Source organism: Prosthecodimorpha hirschii, assembly GCF_001305515.1.
Taxonomy (GTDB): Bacteria; Pseudomonadota; Alphaproteobacteria; order Rhizobiales; family Ancalomicrobiaceae; genus Prosthecodimorpha; species Prosthecodimorpha hirschii.
The window spans coordinates 1,605,887-1,625,598 of record NZ_LJYW01000001.1; the positions used below are offsets into that span (position 1 = coordinate 1,605,887).

The following is a 19,712-nucleotide window of genomic DNA, read 5'->3' on the forward strand; positions in this document are numbered from 1 at the left end:
GCCGCAGCAATGCAAGGGGAATCTGACACCTGACTCAACTTTTTTCGAAAGCCAGAATTTCGTTTCCGGTTCATTTCGAAAGCGCCCATAGGCACAGGCCCGCGATCCCGCGAAAGGCCCGTCCCCGGCCGATGCCGGACATCCGCCCCGACAGAAGGGTTCGCCCGGCCGTTTCCGGGGCCTGACGGGCCGACCGCGGTCCTCCGGATCGCGGACGGCGGCCGACACGCCGGCGCTTCGACGATCAGCGCAAACGGTCGAGGATGCGGGACGCCGTGCCGGCGAGGATCATGTCCTTCTCGGCATCGGTCAGTTCGGCCACCTCCACGGTGTCGGCGACCTGATCGGGGGTGAAGATCGGGTAGTCGGTGCCGAGCATGATGCGGTCGGCGCCGAAAGTGCGGACGGCGAGTTCCAGGGCGCGCGGGCCGAGCGAGGCGCAGTCGTAGACCATGCCGCGCAGGCTTTCGCGCGGGAAGGGCTCGTGCGGCGGGCGCGACAAGGCGACGGCCTCCAGCCGTTCCAGCACGAAGGGCAGCGTGCCGCCGAGATTGACCAAGTGGAAGGTGATCGACGGCCAGGCCTCGGCGAGCTTGCCGGCCAGCACCGTCATGCCCATCTGGGCGAGGCTCGCCTGCAGGTTCAGCACCGAGGCGCGGTAGACGCTGGTATCCGGATAGGGCTCCGGCGGTGCCTCGCCGGGCATCAGGCCCGGATGGATCATGACCAGCGCGCCGGTCTCGGCGGCCGCGTCGAAGACCGGCGCGAGCCGGCGGACGGCCTCGATCGACAGGAAATAGTTCCCTGGCAGGATCACCCCGGGCAGGCGGAGGTCGTGCCGGATGCGGCGCATTTCGGCGGCGGCCTGCGACATGTCGTCGAGCGGCAGGCCGGCGAGGCCGGCGAAGCGGCCGCCGGAGCCGGCGCAGAGCCCGGCCAGATGGTCGTTGTAGGACAGGATCGCCGGCGCAATCTCGGCCGCCGGCATGACATCGACGCCGAGCGCGCCCGGAAAGGTCATCAGCTGCGTGGCGATGCGGTTCCGATCCATCCAGGCGAGGCGCGCCGGGATGTCGGTATAGCCGTCCGACATCTCGGTCGAGGCCGTCATCGCGTTGAGCACCAGCCGGCCGGCCGCGTTGCGCGACACGAACGGCCGGCGGTCGCGCTTCAGGAGGTCGTCGACCAGGCCGCCGTAATAGTGGGAATGCATGTCGATCGCGCGCATGCGGGGTTCCTTGGGCGTTCGGGGACTGGACCCGCTTAGGGGCTAGAACCCTCAGGGGTTATGGACCCTCAGGGAGTGGGCCGGATGCGGGCCGGCGGTCGCACCATCGTGCCGGGCCGGTGGACCGACGGCGCGCCGGAGGCGACGGCGAGCCATTCCTCGACAAAGGCCGCGTAGGCGATGTCGACCAGGATGCGGAAGCCGCCGGCCGGCAGCGGCATGCGGCCGAGGATGACGGTCACGCCCCAGAGTTCGGTGCCGGTCATCCGACCCGCCGGGAACCGGGTCGCGTCGAGATCGAGCGGCGCGCCCTGGCGCAACACGTCCTCGGCGCCCGATCCGGACACCACGAAGCCGGTCAGCATGTCGGAGACGTCGACCGCATCCGCGGTCGGCTGGCGATCGAAGGCGGCGGCGACGCGCGCCGCGATGGCCGGCGCCGCAGCCGACGAGACGAGGATCAGGAGCCGGGTCGGGCCGAGCCGGACGAGATCGGCCTCGTCCGCACCGAGCGCATAGTCGTTGAATGCCGCCGGCCAGGGCAGGCCGGCCGCCGCGACCGCGTCGGCCAGTTCGGCTTCCGGGCCGCGCGCCTCGAAGACCGTCATCGGCGGCAGGCGTTCGATCGTGACCGGATAGCGCAGGCCGTTCATGACTTGACCCTCGTCCGATCGGCATCGTGGAACACGGGCGGCACGACCGTCAGCGGCACGATCTCGTCGCGGACGCGGGCATGGACCGTCTCGCCGAGCCGCGCCCGCCCGCGCTTCAGGAGACCGAGCCCGACGACGCGGCCGAGCGCGACGCTGGCGACGCAGGCCGAGACGAAGCCCTCCTGGTCGGTCGCCGCCCCGCCGGGCGTCAGCGGTGCGCCCTCCGGCACCAGCCGGTTCGGATCGGCCGGCAGCAGCCCGACCAGTTCGAAGCGCTCCGGATCGAGCCGGCGCCGCAATTCCATCGAGCGCTTGCCGATGAAGTCCGCCTTGCGCCTCGAGACCATGCCGCCGAGGCCGAGATCGATCACGTCGGCGGTGCCGTCGACCTCGTGGCCGGTCGAGATGTAGCCGGCCTCGACGCGCAGGATGTGGTTCGCCTCCGAGCCGACCGGCGTGATGCCGAAGGGCGCCCCGGCGGCCATGATCCGCTGCCACAGTTCGACCGCGTGGCGAGCCGGCGTGTTCAGCTCGAAACTCAGTTCGCCGGTCCAACTGACCCGGCAGACCCGGACCGGCAGTCCGCCGACATGGCCCTCCACGGTCGCCATGAACGGCAGGGCCGCGGGCGCGATGTCGAAATCCGGATTGAGAGCGGCCAGCACGTCGCGGGCGCGGGGGCCGCACAGCGTGGCATTGGCCCATTGCGAGGTGACCGGGATCAGCGACACGCGCCAGTCCGGCCGGTGGACCTGCAGGATCTGTTCGAGATGCAGATGCACCCGGTCGGCCGCGCCGGTCGAGGAGTGCAGCAGCCAATGCGTCTCGTCGAGCCGGAAGGTGACGCCGTCGTCGAGGATCAGCCCGTCGTCGGTGAGCATGATGCCGTAGCGGCCGCGGCCGGGCGCGAGGCTGGCGAAATCGTTGACATAGACGAGATCGAGCAGGGCCGGCACGTCCGGGCCCTTCAGGCGGAACCGTCCGAGCGGCGTGCCGTCATAGACGCCGACCGCCTCGCGCACGGCCCGCGCCTCGCGCGCGGCGGCGGTGCGGTAGTCCTCCCCGGCGCGCGGATAGTAGCCCGGCCGCTGCCAGCGCAGACCGGCCTCGTAGATCACCCCGCCGGCGGCCAGATGCCAGTCGGCAAGCGGCGTCTGGCGCCAGGGATAGAGCCGCGCCTCGGCGCGCGCGCCCGCGATGGCGCCGAATTCGACCGGCGCATAGGGCGGCCGGAAGGTGGTGGTGCCGACATCGCCGGGCGCCGCCCCGGTCAGGGCGCCGACCACGGCGATGACCGAGACATTGCCGGTCTTGCCCTGGTCGATGCCCATGCCGGCGGTGGTGTAGCGCTTGACCAGTTCGATCGACCGGTAGCCCTCGCGCAGCGCCAGGCCGAGATCCGCCGTGGTCACGTCGTTGGCGAGATCGACGAACAGCTTCGCGCCCGGCTTCGCCGGCGGCACCAGGAACAGCGGCGCGACCGCGCGGGTGACCGGTGCCTCCGGACCCTCCGGCGGGGCGACGGGTCCACCCGTCCGGCCGAGACCGGCGGCGATGGCGGCCGCCGCCTGCCAGCCTTCGCGCACGCAGTCCTCGGTCGCGAAGCTGCCGCGCGCCGCGCCGACGACGACGAGATCGGGCGGACAGTCCCCGGCCGTGAAGGTCGCCAGCGCCTCGTTCCAGACCGATCGCACGCGCCGGGAGTGCGAGGCGAGATGGAAGGCCGGATTCCAGCCGCCGGCGACGGCGATCAGGTCGCACGCCACCCGTTCGGTCCGACCGCCCGGCCCTGTCAGGACGGCGCCGGCGACGCGCGACCGTCCGAGCGCGCGCTCGACGACGGTGCCGGGTCTGAGGTCGATCCCGGCCGCGGCGGCCGCGCGGGCGAGCGCCGGATCGACCGTATCGCGCGCATCGGCGATGCGCACCGCGGCCCCCGCCGCAGCCAGCGCGAAAGCCGGGCCGTAGCCGGAATCGTTGGTGGCGAAGGCCAGCACGTCGGCGCCCGGCCGCACTCCGTATCGGTCAAGATAGTGGCCGGCGGCCGAGGCCAGCATCACGCCCGGGCGATCGTTGTCGGCGAAGGCGATCGACCGTTCGAAGGCCCCGGCGGCGACCACGATCGCACCGGCGCGGAGCTTCCAGTGGCGGAAGTCGAGATCGGGTGCGTCGGGCGGCGCGCGCTCCAGGAGCGAGACGAAGCCCTGCTCGTGATGGCCCCAGACGGTCGATCGCGGCATGCGGCGCAGCGTGTGCAGGCCGTCGAGTTCGGCGACGGTCGCGTCGATCCAGGCGCGCGCCGCCGGTCCCTCGTCGAGGAGCCGGCCGCCCGGCCGCTCGCCGTCATCAGCCAGGATGGTGCGGAGCCCGGCGCGGGCACCGGCGAGCGCCGCCGCGAGGCCGGCCGGACCGGCGCCGACCACGAGCAGGTCGCAATCGCCGAAGCGGCTTTCCGAGACCGGCTGCCAGGCTGCCTCCGGCACCCGGCCGAGCCCGGCCGCAGCCCGGATGAAGGGCTCGAACAGGTGCCAGTTCGGCGCCATGAAGGTCTTGTAGTAGAAGCCGGCCGGCAGCAGGCGGCCGAAGGCGCCGGCAACCGCGCCGAGATCGTGGCGCGCGTTCGGCCAGGTGCCGACGCTGCGATACTCCGCCCCCGCCTCGATCGGCGTGGTGGTCGCGCGCAGATTGGTCGCGGGCCGCGGGGCAAGCCGGGTGACGGTGGTGTTGGGATCGTCGATGCCGGCGCCGAAGACGCCGCGCGGCCGGTGCAGCTTGAAGCTCCGGCCGACCACGGCGACATCGTTGGCAAGAAGCGCGGCGGCCAGCGTATCGCCCGCGAAGCCTGTGAGCGCCAGGCCGTCGAAGCGGAAGGCGATCGGGCGCGACCGGTCGATCAGCCCGCCGGCGGGAAGGCGCGTCGCCGTCACGGGCGGGCCTCCGGATCGAGCGGGCGGATGGCGTGGGTCAGCGTGTCGCGCTCGATCGCGAAGATGCGCCCGCAGCTGCGCTGGTGCCACCAGCGCTCGACATGCGGTCCGCGGACATTGGCGCGCATGATCAGCGTCTCGACCCAAACGTCGTCGGCGAGCGCCGCGGGATCGGCCGGGCGCGGCGGCACGGCCTCGCCGAGATTGACGAATTCGCCCTCGGGCCGCGGGCCGCACCAGGGACAGGGGATGAGCAGCATCGGCCGGCCTCCGGATCAGCGTTGTGCCACCGTTCCCGCCTCGAGCAGGAACTTCAGGCCGGTGAAGCGGTCGAGCCCGAAGGCTTCGGCCAGCGGATGGGGGGTGCCGGTGGCGATCAAATGCGCGAAGGTCAGGCCGCCGACCGGGATCGACTTGAAGCCGCCATACCAGCCGGTGCTGACCAGGAGCCCGGGCAGGTCGGTCTTCGAGATGATCGGGCTGGCGTCATAGGCGAACTCGATCGCCCCGCCCCATTGACGCAGCATCTTCAAGGCCTTGAAACGCGGGAACAGCTCGACCAGCGAGGCCACCGTGTCCTCGAAGGTCGCGAAATGGCTGCCCTGCCGATAGGACGGATAGGGATCGGTGCCGCCGCCGATGACGATCTCGCCCTTGTCGGACTGCATCAGGTAGAGCCCGACATCCGGGCAGTTGACGATCACGTCGATCAGCGGCTTGACCGGCTCGGACACGAAGGCCTGCAGGTTGCGGGTGACCAGCGGCAACGAGAGCCCGGCGCGCCGCGCCACGTCGCTGGTGCTGCCGGCGGTGGCCAGCGCGACGATATCGGCGCTGACCGTGCCGCGATTGGTCTCGACGCCGGTCACGGCGCCGTCGGGGCCGCGGACGAAGCCGGTCACCTCGGTATGCTGGTGGATCTCGACGCCGCGCGCATCGGCGGCGCGCGCATAGGACCAGGCGACCGCGTCATGCCGGGCCATGGCGGCTTCCGGATGCACCATGCCGGCGAGCGGCGGCAGGCGCACCTGGTCGAGCGATCCCATGGCGGGAATCCGCCGCTGCAGCTCGTCGACCGAGATCAGCTGATATTGCGGCCCGTGCAGCGCCATGGCGAGCGAGCGGCGGCGCAGGTCGCGCAGCTTGCCGAAGCTCTGGATCAGATCGATCATGCTGCGCTGGCTGAATAAAATATTGAAGTTCAGCTCGCGCGACATCTGCTCGTAGAGCTTCACCGAGACATCGTGGAAGCGGATGCTGACGTCGCGGATGTAGTTCGAGCGGATCGTATGGGTGTTGCGCGCCGTATTGCCGCCGCCGAGCCAGCCCTTCTCCAGCACCGCGACATCGGTCAGCCCGTGTTCCTTGGCCAGATGATAGGCGGTCGACAGCCCGTGGCCGCCGGCGCCGACGATGACGACCTGGTAGCGCCGTTTCAGCGGCGGGCTGCGCCAGGCGCGCTGCCACCCTTCATGGTGGGTCAGCGCGTTGCGTACCAGTGAATATATTGAGTATCGCTGCATCTTGCCGGCATGCTAGCGCCAGTCTCACGCGAGGGAAATCCCGTATTTTCGCTTTCCGGCGACTTTCGCACGGGGGGCGTTCGGGAAGCCGCGATGCGCCCCGCGGCCGCCCGTCGGGAAGTTCATGACTGATTCCTGACGGTCGCCATGCCACCATGCCGACCACAGAATCGGCGTCCGCCTGGAGGGGCGGACCGGAGGCTCGACGGCCGGTCGGCTCAGGCGTCCGGGCCGGCGTTGCGAGGAGGCGGTCGTCATGGATTGGGGATGGTTGCGCGCGTTGTGCGCGATCGGACTGGTCGCCGGACTGACATCCGCCCTGCAGACGGCCGAGCCGCCGGTCCTGCGCGTTGCGGAAACCGATCTGTCCGGCTTCGACTGGAGCGCCGTCGAAGTGGACCCGGACTATGTCCCGGGTCCCTGGCGCCGGACCCACCGGCCGGTCGTCGCAGCGTCGTCCGAGCGCGGCTCCGCGGCGGCCGAGGACGAGGGCGGCGGCGGCGGCCGTCAAGGCGCCCACGCCGTGACCGCCGACCGGGTCGCGCTGCGCGCCGCGCCGAGCCTGCGCGGTCAGGTTCTGCTGCGCTTCGACCGCGGGGCGGCGGTGCTGGTGCTGCGCCGGCGCGGTGCCTGGGCTTTTGTGCAGGAGGCCGGCAGCACCCGCCAAGGCTGGATCTTCGGCCGCTATCTCGGCCCGACCCGCGACGGGTCCGAGGACGCGGACCCGACCGCCCAAGCGAAGGCCGACAGTTGAGCGCGCAGACCGCCAGGCGCCCGGATCATGATTGCAGCGCCAGCAGGCTGGCCAGGCGCCGGTTCTCCGCCTCCAGCGTGCCGATCCGCGCCCGCAGCGCCTCGACGGCGGTCATCACCGCCCCCGCATCCACCTTGCGGGGAATATGCTTCGGGCAATTCGCCTCCCACGCGACCACCTCGAAGATCAGGACGCGCTCGACATCCATGTCGTCCGGATCGATCCCGAGCGCCGGCGCATGGGCCGCGATGTCGGCGGAGAAGCGGGCCCGCCCCCAGATCTTGATGCGCGAGCGCGTCTCGTAGTCGATCAGGAACAGGAAGGCTTTCGGATTGTCGGCGAGATTGCCGGTCGAGACATATTGCCGATTGCCGCGCCGTTCGGCGAAGGCGAGCGTCGCGTCGTCGAGAATGCGGATGAAGCCGCGCGGCCCGCCGCGATGCTGGATATAGGGCTGGCCGTCGGCATTGACGGTGCCGAGGAAGGCGGTGTCGATCCGCTCCAGGAAGGCGCGCGGAAAGTTCGACAGATCGGCCTCGAAACCGCCGCGCGCCTCATAGTCCGCATAGTGCCGGCGCGAGCCGCGGCGCGCCTGTTCGGCCTTGACCGAGAGGGTGAAGGCCACATCGCAGGTCGACGGGATCATGGACTTTCCTCCGTTGTTGCGAGCCGCCGCCGGACCGGCCCAGCCGGTACCGGCGGCGGACCCGGGGGATCAGGCCGCCTGCCGGGGCAGCGTCTTCACGACCGGGAAGTCGATCTCGGTGCGGGCGACCAGGTTCAGATAGTTGGTGAAGGTATTGAGCGCGACCTGGGCGACGATCTCGACGATCTGGCCGTCATCGAGCCCGGCCTGCCGGGCACGCGCCAGGTCGGCTTCGGCGACGCGGCCGCGCATCCGCACCACCGCGGCGGCGAGATCGAGCGCGGCCTGCCGTTCGGCATCCGGGGACCGGCCCTGGCGGGCGGCCTCGATGTCCGCATCGGACAGGCCGGCGCCCTTGCCGAGCAGCGTGTGTGCGGACAGGCAGTAGTCGCAGCCGTTCAATTCCGCGACCGTCAGGGCAAGCGCCTCGCGGGTGCGGCCGGACAGCCGGCCGGTGCGCAGGGCCGACGACAGCGCGAGCAGGCCTTCGAGCGATGCGGGCGACTGTGCGGCGACCCGGAACAGGTTCGGCACCGAACCGAGGCTCTTGGCGACGGCGCCCAGCAGATCGGCGGCCTTGCCGTCGGCGGACTGGGGATCGAGAGCGGTGATGGCGTTCATGGCAGGTCTCCAGGGATATCGGGGTCCGGCGGGACGCCCGTGGCCCAGAGATAGGTTGTCCGAGCATTGCGCAGAATGCGCATAATGTGGAAGAGATTGGTTCGAATGACGCAACAATGGAGAGACCGATGGACCGGATCGACGCCATGCGGGCCTTTGTGCGAACCGTCGACGACGGCGGATTGGCCGCCGCGGCGCGCCGCCTCGGCCGATCTCCGGCAGCGGTGACCCGCGCCATCGCCTTTCTGGAGGAGGAGGTCGGCGCCCGTCTGCTGCGGCGGACCACGCGCAGTTCGGGCCCGACCGAGGCCGGCGAACGTTTCCTCGACAGCTGCCGGCGGATCCTGGCCGATTTCGACGAAGCCACGGCTCTGGCCGCCGGCGAGCGGTCGGTTCCGCGCGGCGTGCTGACCGTGACCGGCCCGCTGGTGTTCGGTCGGCGCCACGTGCGGCCGGTCCTGGACGCCTTCCTGGACCTGCACCCGACCGTGCAGGGTCGGTTGCTGCTGCTCGACCGGGTCGTCAACCTGATCGACGAGGGCATCGACGCCGCGATCCGGATCGGCCAATTGCCGGATTCGAGCCTGATCGCCACGCGCATCGGGCATATCCGCCGCGTGCTCTGCGCCAGCCCGGCCTTTCTGGCCGCGCATCCGCCGATCCGCCATCCCGAGGATCTGGCCGCGCTCCCAGTGATCCATTTCGGCCAGATCCACGACGGCCGGGGCTGGAGCTTCGCGACGCCGGCCGGCCCGATCACGGTTCCGGTCCAGCCCCGGCTGACGGTGAACGGTGCGGAAGCCGCCATCGAGTCGGCCATCGACGGCCATGGCGTGACCGCCGTGCTTTCCTATCAGATCGCCGACGCCCTTCGGGAAGGCCGCCTGACCCTGCTGCTGGAGGGCTTCGAGCCGCCGCCCCTCCCGGTCCACCTGATCTATCCGGAGGCGCGGCTCGTCGCCGCCAAGGTGCGCGCCTTCGTCGATTTCGCCGTGCTGCGCCTGCGCGCCCTGCCGGTCCTGGCCTGACGGGTTCGGCGGACGACGCGCGCCGCGCTCAGTCCGCGCGCCCGCGCGCCTCGACCGGCCATTGCGCGACCAGGCGATCACCCCGGCAGACATGCAGCCAGTCGTGCAGGTTGATGGTCGGGTCGCAATGCGGAACGGTGCATTCGACCACCGTGCCCACGGCAAGCGGTGCGCCGCCGTCGGCCGGCAGGATGCGGCCGAATTCGTCGCCGCACCATTCGATCCGTCCGATCTCGCGGCCAGCGAGGAAGACGCGCGGCGCCGGGCCGTCGAGCGCGAAACTCTTGCTGCCGCCGTCCGTGATGGCGAAGCCGGCCGAGGAATGGCCGATCACCGTCACGGCGACGCGCAGGGCCGGCCCGAAATCCGCGTGGCCCGCGCCGGTGCTGTCGACCGAGGCATAGCCCTCGTCCATGAAGACATAGGACCCGGCCTGGATCTCGGTCAGGATGCCGGCCGCGCCGTCGATGGCGAAACTTCCCGTTCCGCCGCCGCTGACGATGTTCGGCGCGAAGCCGGCCGCGGTCAGCGCCCCGATCAGCCCCGCCAGCACGCCGTTCACGTCCGCGCCGACCGCGCGCCGTTCGGCGAAGCCGTCGATATGCTGCATCCGGCCGTGATAGGCCTGCACGCCGCGATAGACGAGCGTGTCCTCCGCGGCGATCGCAGTCGCGATCGCTACCGCCGCCGCCGGATCGGCGACGCCGCTGCGTTTCAGACCGGTATCGAGATCGACCAGCGCGCCGAAGCGGGTGCCGTGCCGGCGGGCGGCGGCCGCATAGGCGCGGGCGAGGTCCGGCCGCTCCACGACGAGGTCGATCCGGGCGCCCGCCGCCGCCGCGCGGGCGAGCGCGTCGATCTTGCGGGCACTGGCCACCGGAGCGGACAGGAACAGGTCGTCGATGCCGGCGGCATGCAGGGCGAGCAGTTCGCCGGGCTTGGCGCAGCACACGCCGAGCGCGCCGGCGGCGATCTGGCGCCGGGCGATTTCGGCGCATTTGTGCGACTTCGCATGCGGCCGGAGCGCCACGCCCGCCGCCGCGCAGGCCGCGCTCATGCGCGCCATGTTGGCCTCGAACAGGTCGAGATCGAGCACGGCCGCCGGCGTCTCCAGCCGGGCCCGGCCGCCGGCGACATCGACGAGGTCGCGGTTGAGCGCGGCCGCGCCGATCATGGTTTCGGATGCCGATGGGGTCACGCGCGGCTCCTGGCGAGTTGGTCGCGCCGGGCCGACGTGGCAGCCGGATCGACCGTCACGCCGTCGGCGCAGAAGACGACACCGTAGTCCCGTTCGGCCCCGGCGCGCGAGACCTTGCCCTCGCGCAGATCGTCGGCGACGCGCTCGGGCGCCCGGTTCAGGGGATCGCCATAGCCGCCGCCGCCGGCCCCGACCAGGCGGAAGACATCGCCGGCGCGCGCCGGGAAGCTCTCCATCGGCATGGTCGGCAGGCTGCGTGCGGCACCGTCGGGCCGGACCAGGATATGGGCCGACGGTGCCCCGGGCGCGCCGCCTTCCAGACCGTAGGGCGGATGGTCGCGCCGGTCGCCGCGCAGCGTGAAGCGGGTATCGGCCAGGAATCGGAACTCGCGCACGAAGGCGAGGCCGCCGCGGAACTCGCCCGGTCCGCCGGAATCCGCAACCAACCCGTAGGCGAGCACCTCGACCGGCATGTCGGTCTCGATCATCTCGACCGGCTGATTGGAAATGTTCGCCGCCGGGTTCGAGATGCCCTCGATGCCGTCCTTGCCGGCGCGCGCCCCCCAGGTGCCGACCACCATCTCGTTCAGCACATAGGGCCGGCCGTGATGGACGCCGCCGGCGGCGAGCAGATAGGGACCGCCTTCCGATCCGCCGATCGCCCGCTCGGGCACCACCTGCGCCAGCGCCTGCATGATCGCATCGAAGACCCGGTAGCCGACCACGCCGCGCGCCCCGCAGGCGGCCGGATAGCGCGGATTGACCAGGCAGCCCTCCGGCGCGCTGACCGTGATCGGGCGCAGATAGCCTTCGCAGTTCGGAATGTCCTGGCGCGACAGGCAGCGCACCGCGCAGAAGCTCGCCGATTCCGGCAGCGAGATCGGGCAGTTGATCGCCGCGGCGACCTGGTCGGCGGTGCCGGTGAAGTCGATGTCGAGACGGTCGCCCGCCACCGTCACGGTGACGGCGATCGGCAGCGGCACCGGCGTCTCGCCGAAGCCGTCGATATAGTCGACCGCGCGATAGACCCCATCCGGCAGCGCCCGGATGGTCTCGCGCATCAGCGCTTCGGCATGGTCGTGCAGCGCCTCGATATAGCCGGCGAGCAGGCCGGCGCCGTAGCGGCGGACGAGCGCCGTCAGCCCCTCCTCGGCGACGTGGCAGGCGGCGATCTGGGCGCGGATGTCGCCGAGCACCTCCACGGGCGAGCGGGTATTCGCCTCGATGATGCGCATCACCGCATCGACCGGCTGCCCCTTCTCGTAGAGCTTCACCAGGGGCAGGCGCAGGCCTTCCTGCTGGATCTCGGTCGAGTAGATCGCCACCGAGCCCGGCACGATGCCGCCGATATCGGTGTGGTGGGCGACGGTCGCGGCGAAGCCGGCGAGCGCTGCGTCGACGAAGATCGGCTTCAGGATGTAGATGTCGGGCAGATGCTGGCCGCCGGAGCCGTAGGGATCGTTGGCGATCAGGATGTCGCCTGGATTGAGGTCCGCGCCGAAGCGCTCCTGCACGTAACGCATGATGCGCGGGAAGGAGCAGAGCTGGATCGGCAGGGTCAACCCTTGCGCGATGACGCGGCCTTGCGCGTCGCACAGCGCCGTCGAGTAGTCCATGATGTCGCGCACGACGGGCGAATAGGCGCTGCGCATCACGATCAGCGCCATTTCGTCGGCGGTCGAGGCGAGCGCGTTGCGGATCACCTCCAGGGTGATCGGGTCGATCGATGCGGCACTCATGCGGCCTCCAGGGCGATCTCGATATTGCCGACGGCATCGAGCCGGGCGGACTGGCCGGGCGCCACGACGCAGGTGCAGTCATAGTCCTCGACGACGAAGGGGCCGGCGCGCGGCGCCTCGTCGAGATCGGAGCGGCCGATCACCGCAACGGTTGCCGGATCCGACGCCCCTGCCCCGCCGCCGGGGTCGGCGAAGGCGATGCGCCGGTCGGCCCGCGCGACCGCGCCGGGGGCGGCGAACCAGCCGGGAGCGGCGCGTAGCGGCAGCCGGACCATCAGGCGCGCATTGACCAGATGGACCTGGTCCTTCATCGATCGGTGGCCGTAGGTCCGCTCATGCTCCTGGTGGAACAGTTCGGCGAGGTCGGCGAGGTCGAGGCTCTCGGCCGGCACGGTCAGCTCGTAGGCCTGCCCGACATAGCGCAGATCGGCGAAGCGGCGGATGACGGCCCCGGCGAGATCGTAGCCCTCCGCACGGAGTTGCCGCTCGGCATCGGCGGCGAGCGTCGCGAAGAGATCGGCAAGCCCGGCGGCATCCATCTCGCCCGGCCGGCGCCCCGACGGGCGGACGAATTCCTGCTCGACATCGGAGCGCAGCAGGCCAAGCGCGCTGAACACGCCGGCCCCGCGCGGCACGATCACCCGGCGGATGCCGAGCGCGCGCGCCACCTCGGTGGCGACCACCGGCCCGTTGCCGCCGAAGGCGACCAGCGTCGCCTGGCGCGGATCGCGGCCGCGATAGGTCGAGACCGCCTTGACGGCCCGCGTCATGGTGGTCACCGCCAGGGTCAGGACGCCGCGCGCGGTGCGGACGAGATCGAGGCCGAGCGGCCGGGCGATCTGGTCGGCGAGCGCGGCGCGGCCGGCCTCTGCGTGGATCGGGAAACTGCCGCCGGCCAGCGCCACGTCGTTGATGTAGCCGAGCGTGACGAAGGCATCGGTCAGCGTCGCCTCGCGGCCGCCGAGCCCGTAGCAGACCGGTCCGGGATAGGCGCCCGCGCTCTGCGGGCCGACGGTCACCTGGTTCATCCGGTCGAGCCTGACCAGGCTGCCGCCGCCGGCGCCGATCTCCGACACGTCGATGAACGGCATCTTGATCGGATAGCCGCCGCCCTTGACCAGCTTGGACGAGAGGTTGATGCCGGCACCGACCTCGTATTCGGTCGTGCGCGCCGGCTCGCCGTCCTCGATCAGGGCCGCCTTGGCGGTGGTGCCGCCCATGTCGAAGCTGATCAGGCTTTCCGCATTGCGCGTGCCGAGCCGTGCGCAGGCGACGACGCCGGCCGCCGGCCCGGACTCGACCAGCGAGGCCGCCCGCCGGACCGCCGATTCCAGCCGCATGATGCCGCCGCCGGAATGCATCATCTCGATCGGGCAATGGATGCCGATCGAGGCCAGCCGTGCCGTCAGCGCGGCGGCGTAGTTGTGCACGACCGGCCCGATATAGGCATTCACCACCACGGTGCTGGTGCGTTCGTATTCGCGGATTTCGGGGAGGATCTCGGAGCCGCGGCAGAGATAGACCCCGGCGCCGAGCACCTCGCGCAGGATCGCCTCCGCCTCGATCTCGTGGGCCGGGTTGGTGTGGGCGTGCAGGAAGCTGACCGCGACCGCCTCGACGCCTTCGGCGCGGAACCGCTCGCCGGCCGCCGCCACCGCGGCGCGGTCGAGGGCCACGCGGACGCTGCCGTCCGCCGCCATGCGTTCCGGCACTTCGAGCCGCAGATGGCGGGGCACGAGCGGCTTCGGCTTGTCGTATTGCAGGTCGTAGAGCACCGGAATGCGCAGGCGGCGCATTTCCAGCACGTCGCGGAATCCGGCCGTGGTCAGAAGCCCCGTCCGCGCGCCCTTGAATTCCAGGATGGCGTTGGTGGCGACCGTGGTCGCATGGACGATGCCGGCGATCCGGTCGGGCGTGGTGGCGAGATCGTCGATCAGCCGCGCCAGCGCCTCGGCGATGCCGCGGCTGTAGTCGTCGGGCGTGGACGGGACCTTGCGGGTCTCGATCAGGCCGTCGTCGCGGGCGACCACCACATCCGTGAAGGTGCCGCCGATATCGATGCCGATCCGATAGCGGTGATCGTCGGGAGGAGACTGGCTCATGGGCGGGGGAACTCGGGGTTCGAGGTTCGGGCCGGCGGCCGGCGCCGTCCCTCGATGCCCTTCGGCACCGCGGACAGGAGCAGCCGCGTATAGTCGTCACGGGGGGATTCCAGCACCTGCAGGCACGGCCCCTCCTCGACGATCCGGCCCTTGCGCATGACGATCACGCGGCGGCAGAGGGCGCGGACGAGGGCGAGGTCGTGGCTGATGAAGAGCAGCGTCAGGCCGAGTTCGCCGGTCAGCCGGCCGAGCAGGTTGATCACCTGGGCCTGCAGCGACACGTCGAGCGCGGAGACCGGCTCGTCGGCGATCAGCACGTCCGGCTTCATGGCCAGGGCGCGGGCGAGGCCGACGCGCTGGCGCTGGCCGCCGGAAAGTTCGTGCGGCAGGCGCGGCAGCATCTCGGCACCGAGACCGACGCGGCCGAGCAGCGCCGCCGCCTCGGCCGGCCGCGCCGCCTTGTCGACGCCGGCGAGCACGAGCGTCTCCTCCAGGCAGCGGCCGATCGACTTGCGCGGATTGAGGGCGCTGGAGGAATCCTGGAACGCCATCTGGATGCGACGCCGCCAGGGGCCGGCATGGTCGCGCATCAGGAGACCGAGATCCTCCCCGCCGAGCCGGATCGTGCCGGCGGTCGGCCGGGTCAGCCCGACGGCGAGTTGCGCCAGCGTCGACTTGCCCGAGCCGCTTTCGCCGACGATGCCGACCACGTCGCCGGCCATCACGTCCAGCGACACGTCGTCGAGCGCCAGAACCGGCGCGCGCGCGCCGAACACGGAGCCGAGCATGCCGCCGCGCGGATAGCTCTTGGTCACGCCGGAAAGGCTGAGGATCGGCGCGCTCATTGCGGGTTCCAGCAGGCGAGACGGCGCCCGTCCTCCACCGTCAGCGGTGGCATCTCGGCGGCGCAACGGGGCAAGGCGCGCGGGCAGCGCGGGGCGAAGGGGCAGCCGGGCGGCATGGCGCCGAGCCGCGGCGGCGCGCCGTCGATGGCGAAGAGCGGCCCGGGCGGGGCCGTCAGGCTCGGCACGCAGGCCTTGAGGAGCCGGGTGTAGGGATGGCGCGGGCTGTCTTCGATCGCGAAGACATCGGCATCCTCGACCAGCTTGCCGCCATAGAGGACCACGACCCGGTCGACGATCTCGGCGACCAGTTGGAGATTGTGCGAGATGAACAGGACCGCGAGGCCGAGATCGCGCCGGAGCTCGGCGATCAGGTCGACGATCTGGGCCTGCACGGTCACGTCGAGCGCGGTGGTCGGCTCGTCGGCGATCAAAAGGCGCGGCCGGCAGGCGATCGCCATGGCGATCAGCACGCGCTGGCGCATGCCGCCGGAGAATTCGTGCGGATAGGCGCCGAGCCGGGCGGAGGCGTCGCGGATGCCGACGCGTTCGAGCGCATCGACGGCGATCTCGGCCGCCCGGCCGCGCGACACGGCCTGGTGGGCGACGACCACGTCGACGATCTGGCGGCCGATGCTGAGCGCCGGATTGAGCGAACTCTGCGGGTCCTGGAACACCATGGCGATGTCGCGACCGCGCAGCGCCGCCATCCGGCGTTCCGGCGCGGCGGCGAGATCCTCGCCGTCGAACAGGATGCGGCCGCCGGTGATGCGGGCGCCGCCGGCCAGGAGGCGCATCACCGCCAGCATGCCGAGGCTCTTGCCCGAGCCGCTCTCGCCGACGATGCCGACCGCCTCGCCGGGCCGAACCGCGAGGCTGATGCCGCGCACGGCCTCGACCATGCGCCGCCCGCCGGCCCGAAAGCCGACCCGCAGATCCTGGATGTCGATGAGGGGCGCGGTCATGCCACCAGGGTCCTTGCCTCGCTGCGCGGATCGAACAGATCGCGCACCGCATCGCCGAGGAGATTGAAGCCGACCACCGTGATCGAGATGGCCAGGCCCGGGAACACCGGCAGCCACCATTCGCCCGAATAGATCGCGTTGCGCGCATCCGACAGCATGGTGCCCCAGCTCGCCGCCGGCGGCTGCACGCCGAGCCCGACGAAGCTGACCGAGGCTTCGACGACGATGCCGATCGCGACCAGCAGCGTCGCCTGCACGATGATCGGCGACAGGCAGTTCGGCAGCACGTCGCCGGTGACGATCGCCCAGTGGCCGGCGCCCTGCAGCCAGCGCGCCTTGACGAAATCGGCCGACACCACGCGCCTGGCGACCGCATGGGTGACGCGGGCGAAGACCGGCGAGAACAGGCAGCCGACCAGCACGACGATCTTGACCTCGTTGGGCAGCGAGAGCGGGCCGACCTGGACCGGCCCGACGCCGAGCACGCCGACGATCGCGATCGCCCAAACGAGGAGCGGGATCGACGCCACGGCATCGACGACCCGCATCACGGCGAGTTCGGCGAGGCCGCCCTTGTAGGCGGCGAAGATGCCGGCCGAGACCCCGATCAGGCCGCCGATCAGCACCGCCCCGATGCCGACCGCGAGCGAGGCGCGCGCGCCGAACAGGATGCGGCTGAAGACATCCCGGCCGGCCTGGTCGGTGCCGAGCCAGTGGACCGCGTCCGGGGCGGTCAGGCGATCCTCGATATTGACCGCGACCGGGTCGAAGGGCGCGATCCAGGGCGCCAGGACGGCGGCGCCGACCATGGCGACGACGATGGCGGCGCCGAGCCAGCCGGACCAGTCGACGATCGCGAGGGCCTGACGGAGCTTCGTCATGCGGCGGTCCTCTGGCGGGGATCGAGCAGACGGTTGACGAGGTCGGCGCTCAGGTTGGCGAGGATGAAGACGGCGGTGAACAGGAACACGATGCCCTGCAGCAGCAGGAAGTCGCGCTGCGAGATGGCATTGAGGAGGGCGCGGGAGAGACCGGGCACGTTGAAGACCTGTTCGATGATCAGCGCCCAGCCGAACATGTAGCCGAACGACAGGGCGGCGAGATTGACGACCGGCGGCAGCGCGTTGACGAGCGCGTAGACGACGACCTTGCGGCGCGGCAGGCCCATGGCCCGGGCGGTGCGGACATGGTCGCTGCGCAGCGTCTCCTGCAGGCTCGCCTGGGTCATGCGGGCGAGCACCGCGACGTAGTAGACCGCGAGCGACAGGGCCGGCATGGCGACGAACTGCAGATGGGTGACGAGCCCGGCCGAGAGCGGCGCGTAGCCGCCCGGCGGCAGCCAGCGCAAATCCACGGCGAAGACCCGGATCATCAGGATCGAGAGCCAGAAGGCCGGGATCGACAAGCCGATCACGGTGCCGAACCGGCTCAGCCGGTCGACCACCCCGCCCGGCCGCAACGCTGCCGCGGTGCCGAGCGCGCCCCCGAACACGACCGCGATCGCGAAGGCGGTCAGCACGATCGACAGCGTCACCGGCAGCGCGTTGACGATCTCGGCGGCGACGTCGCGACCGGTCACGAAGGACCGGCCGAACTCGCCGCGCGCCACCTGGGCGAGCCAGTCGCCGTACTGGGCGAGGAGCGACCGGTCGAGACCGTTGACCCGCTCGAAATCGCGGATCTGCTCGACCGTCGCATCGACCCCGAGCACGATCCGGGCCGGCGAACTGGGGCCGGACCGGGTCAGCACGAAGAGGGCGAGGCCGACGATCAGGAGCGTCCCGAGCGAGGCCAGGACGCGGCCGGCGACGGCACGAACGAGAACCATCGCGCCCGTCAGACCTTCACCTCGCCGACCGAAATGGTCAGGCCCTGGTTGACCTTGAAGTTCTCGACCGTGGGCCGCCACAGATTGGCGGCATGAACATAGCCGAGCACCCCGATCGGCGCGTCGCGGGCGACGATCGTCTGGATGGCGCCGTAGATGTCCTTGAGCTTGTCCTGGTCGGTCTCGGCGAAGGCCTTGGCGAGCAGCCCGTTGAGCTCCGGATTGTTGTAGCCGGTGCTCTTGCTGAGGACCTGGTCGGGGGTCAGGCAGACCTGCAGGATGTAGCTCGGCTCGCCGGGCGACATGAACACCTGCAGGGCCATCTGGTGCTCGCCGCGGATCGCCTGCTGGATCAGCACGGAGAATTCGTAGACCTTCAGATTGACCTTGATGCCGATCTTGGCGAGCTGCGCCTGCACGAAGATGGCCGCGTCCTTGGTGTCGAGCAGGTAGGGCTCGGCCTGGATGGACAGGTCGATCTCCGCGCCGGTCGGATATTTCGACTTGGCCAGATAGGCCTTGGCGCGTTCCAGATCGTAACCGAGCTCCTTGTCGGCCGCGGCGTTGAACCACCAGCCGCGCGGCGGCGCCGGCACCGAGGACGGGTCGAGCAGGCCGTAATAGACCTTGTCGCCGATCGTCTTGCGGTCGATCGCGCAGGCGATCGCCTTGCGGAAGTTCACGTCGTCGAGCGGCGGCTTCAGGGTGTTGGTGTACATCAGAAGCGCGCCGCCGAGCGTCGGCCGCGAGGCGCCGGTGACGCCCGGCAGGGTCTTGAGCTTGTTGAACTCGCGCGGCGGCGGCGCCGAAATGACGTCGACCTGCCCGGTCAGCAGATAGGCGACGCGGGTCGCATCCTCCGGGATCATCTTGACGACCAGCCGGTCCCAATGCGGCAGGCCCTTGCGCCAGTAGTTGGGATTCTTGACGAAGGTGATGGAATCGTTCGGCTTCCAATCCTCGAAGATGCCGAAGCCGGTGCCGACGCCCTTCGGGCTCGACTTGAAATAGGCGTCGCCGTGCTCCTGCCGCGAGCCGACCGGGAAGATGCCCATATACTTGGTCAGGAAGTAGAGCCACGGCCCGTAGGGCTCGGAGAGGTCGAACTGGACCTTGTAGGGTTCGAGCACCGTGACCTTGGTGATGCGCGTGAACAGCGACCGCCGCGCCGCCTTGTTGTTGGCGTCGAGCAGGTAGTCGAAGCTGTATTTCACGTCCTCGGCGGTCATCTTCTTGCCGTTCTGGAACGTGACGTCGTCGCGCAGTTCGAAGACGTAGGTCTTCTTGTCGGCCGAGATGGTCGGCAGCGCCTTGGCCAGTTGCGGCTTGAGGACGCCATCGAGGTCATACTCGACCAGGTTCTCGAACACGGTCTGTCCGAGCACCATGGCATCATGATTAAGTTGGTTGATCGGATCGACCGTGATCGGATTGCTCGGCAGCACGACGGTCAGCGTCTTGCCGTTGTTCGGCTGGGCGTGCAGCAGATCGATCGGCAGCAGGGCGGCGAGACCGCCGGCGGCCCCGCCGGCGAGGAACTTGCGGCGATCCAAGGTGAATTCCGTCATGGTCGGCTCCCTCCGTCGCGTCGTGGCATCCGTTCGGCATGCCTCGCCCGGCCTCATGACCAAAACGCTAACACCGGCCGGACCCCCGTG

The 19,712-nt window shown here is 70.7% G+C and carries 17 protein-coding genes; 2 read left to right on the forward strand and 15 right to left on the reverse strand.

Features of this window, described 5'->3' with window-relative positions; all coding sequences use genetic code 11:
• Positions 1 to 244: 244 nt before the first annotated feature.
• From ABB55_RS06935 to ABB55_RS06955, 5 genes are all read right to left on the reverse strand, one after another.
• Positions 245 to 1,228, reverse strand: a complete 984-nt coding sequence (locus tag ABB55_RS06935; protein WP_054358157.1) for an amidohydrolase family protein — start codon at positions 1,226 to 1,228, stop codon at positions 245 to 247.
• Positions 1,229 to 1,296: 68 nt separating this feature from the next.
• The gene (locus tag ABB55_RS06940; RefSeq protein ID WP_054358158.1) at positions 1,297 to 1,881 is read right to left on the reverse strand and encodes a sarcosine oxidase subunit gamma family protein; all 585 of its coding nucleotides are present in this window, start codon (positions 1,879 to 1,881) and stop codon (positions 1,297 to 1,299) included.
• A complete protein-coding gene (locus ABB55_RS06945) occupies positions 1,878 to 4,808 on the reverse strand; it encodes a 2Fe-2S iron-sulfur cluster-binding protein (protein ID WP_054358159.1) in 2,931 nt (976 codons plus the stop codon). The genes ABB55_RS06940 and ABB55_RS06945 overlap by 4 nt, the downstream gene beginning before the upstream one ends.
• A complete protein-coding gene (locus tag ABB55_RS06950) occupies positions 4,805 to 5,068 on the reverse strand; it encodes a sarcosine oxidase subunit delta (protein ID WP_054358160.1) in 264 nt (87 codons plus the stop codon). Before ABB55_RS06950 ends, ABB55_RS06945 begins: the two co-directional genes overlap by 4 nt.
• A 15-nt stretch (positions 5,069 to 5,083) precedes the next feature.
• The gene (locus tag ABB55_RS06955; RefSeq protein ID WP_054358161.1) at positions 5,084 to 6,331 is read right to left on the reverse strand and encodes an FAD-dependent oxidoreductase; all 1,248 of its coding nucleotides are present in this window, start codon (positions 6,329 to 6,331) and stop codon (positions 5,084 to 5,086) included.
• Between the two features lie 256 nt (positions 6,332 to 6,587).
• Here ABB55_RS06955 and ABB55_RS06960 point away from each other — a divergent pair, with 256 nt between their 5' ends.
• Complete coding sequence (locus ABB55_RS06960) at positions 6,588 to 7,085, forward strand: SH3 domain-containing protein (RefSeq protein WP_152981951.1); 498 nt, start codon at positions 6,588 to 6,590, stop codon at positions 7,083 to 7,085.
• 25 nt (positions 7,086 to 7,110) lie between these two features.
• Here the strand turns inward: ABB55_RS06960 and ABB55_RS06965 are convergent, their stop codons facing one another.
• Positions 7,111 to 7,731, reverse strand: coding sequence for a pyridoxamine 5'-phosphate oxidase family protein (locus ABB55_RS06965; RefSeq protein ID WP_054358163.1), 621 nt, complete (start codon positions 7,729 to 7,731; stop codon positions 7,111 to 7,113).
• Positions 7,732 to 7,800: 69 nt separating this feature from the next.
• Positions 7,801 to 8,352: a carboxymuconolactone decarboxylase family protein gene (locus ABB55_RS06970; RefSeq protein WP_054358164.1), complete on the reverse strand. Its 552-nt coding sequence runs from the start codon at positions 8,350 to 8,352 to the stop codon at positions 7,801 to 7,803.
• A gap of 128 nt (positions 8,353 to 8,480) precedes the next feature.
• Here ABB55_RS06970 and ABB55_RS06975 point away from each other — a divergent pair, with 128 nt between their 5' ends.
• Positions 8,481 to 9,380, forward strand: a complete 900-nt coding sequence (locus ABB55_RS06975; RefSeq protein ID WP_054358165.1) for a LysR family transcriptional regulator — start codon at positions 8,481 to 8,483, stop codon at positions 9,378 to 9,380.
• 28 nt (positions 9,381 to 9,408) lie between these two features.
• On the opposite strand, the gene ABB55_RS06980 is transcribed toward ABB55_RS06975, so the two are convergent.
• Genes ABB55_RS06980 through ABB55_RS07015 form a run of 8 tightly spaced genes read right to left on the reverse strand, consistent with a single transcriptional unit; the run spans position 9,409 to position 19,622 of the window.
• The gene (locus tag ABB55_RS06980; protein ID WP_152981952.1) at positions 9,409 to 10,578 is read right to left on the reverse strand and encodes an alanine racemase; all 1,170 of its coding nucleotides are present in this window, start codon (positions 10,576 to 10,578) and stop codon (positions 9,409 to 9,411) included.
• The gene (locus ABB55_RS06985; protein ID WP_054358167.1) at positions 10,575 to 12,317 is read right to left on the reverse strand and encodes a hydantoinase B/oxoprolinase family protein; all 1,743 of its coding nucleotides are present in this window, start codon (positions 12,315 to 12,317) and stop codon (positions 10,575 to 10,577) included. Before ABB55_RS06985 ends, ABB55_RS06980 begins: the two co-directional genes overlap by 4 nt.
• Positions 12,314 to 14,419, reverse strand: a complete 2,106-nt coding sequence (locus ABB55_RS06990; protein ID WP_054358168.1) for a hydantoinase/oxoprolinase family protein — start codon at positions 14,417 to 14,419, stop codon at positions 12,314 to 12,316. The genes ABB55_RS06985 and ABB55_RS06990 overlap by 4 nt, the downstream gene beginning before the upstream one ends.
• Positions 14,416 to 15,264, reverse strand: coding sequence for an ABC transporter ATP-binding protein (locus tag ABB55_RS06995; RefSeq protein ID WP_083463421.1), 849 nt, complete (start codon positions 15,262 to 15,264; stop codon positions 14,416 to 14,418). The genes ABB55_RS06990 and ABB55_RS06995 overlap by 4 nt, the downstream gene beginning before the upstream one ends.
• On the reverse strand, positions 15,261 to 16,226 hold the full coding sequence (locus tag ABB55_RS07000; protein ID WP_054358169.1) for an ABC transporter ATP-binding protein: 966 nt from the start codon (positions 16,224 to 16,226) through the stop codon (positions 15,261 to 15,263). Before ABB55_RS07000 ends, ABB55_RS06995 begins: the two co-directional genes overlap by 4 nt.
• On the reverse strand, positions 16,223 to 17,107 hold the full coding sequence (locus tag ABB55_RS07005; protein WP_054358170.1) for an ABC transporter permease: 885 nt from the start codon (positions 17,105 to 17,107) through the stop codon (positions 16,223 to 16,225). The genes ABB55_RS07000 and ABB55_RS07005 overlap by 4 nt, the downstream gene beginning before the upstream one ends.
• Positions 17,104 to 18,054 (reverse strand): ABC transporter permease, encoded by a 951-nt coding sequence (locus ABB55_RS07010; RefSeq protein WP_054358171.1) that lies wholly within the window; start codon positions 18,052 to 18,054, stop codon positions 17,104 to 17,106. Before ABB55_RS07010 ends, ABB55_RS07005 begins: the two co-directional genes overlap by 4 nt.
• An 8-nt stretch (positions 18,055 to 18,062) precedes the next feature.
• The gene (locus ABB55_RS07015) at positions 18,063 to 19,622 is read right to left on the reverse strand and encodes an ABC transporter substrate-binding protein (protein ID WP_054358172.1); all 1,560 of its coding nucleotides are present in this window, start codon (positions 19,620 to 19,622) and stop codon (positions 18,063 to 18,065) included.
• Positions 19,623 to 19,712: the final 90 nt, after the last annotated feature.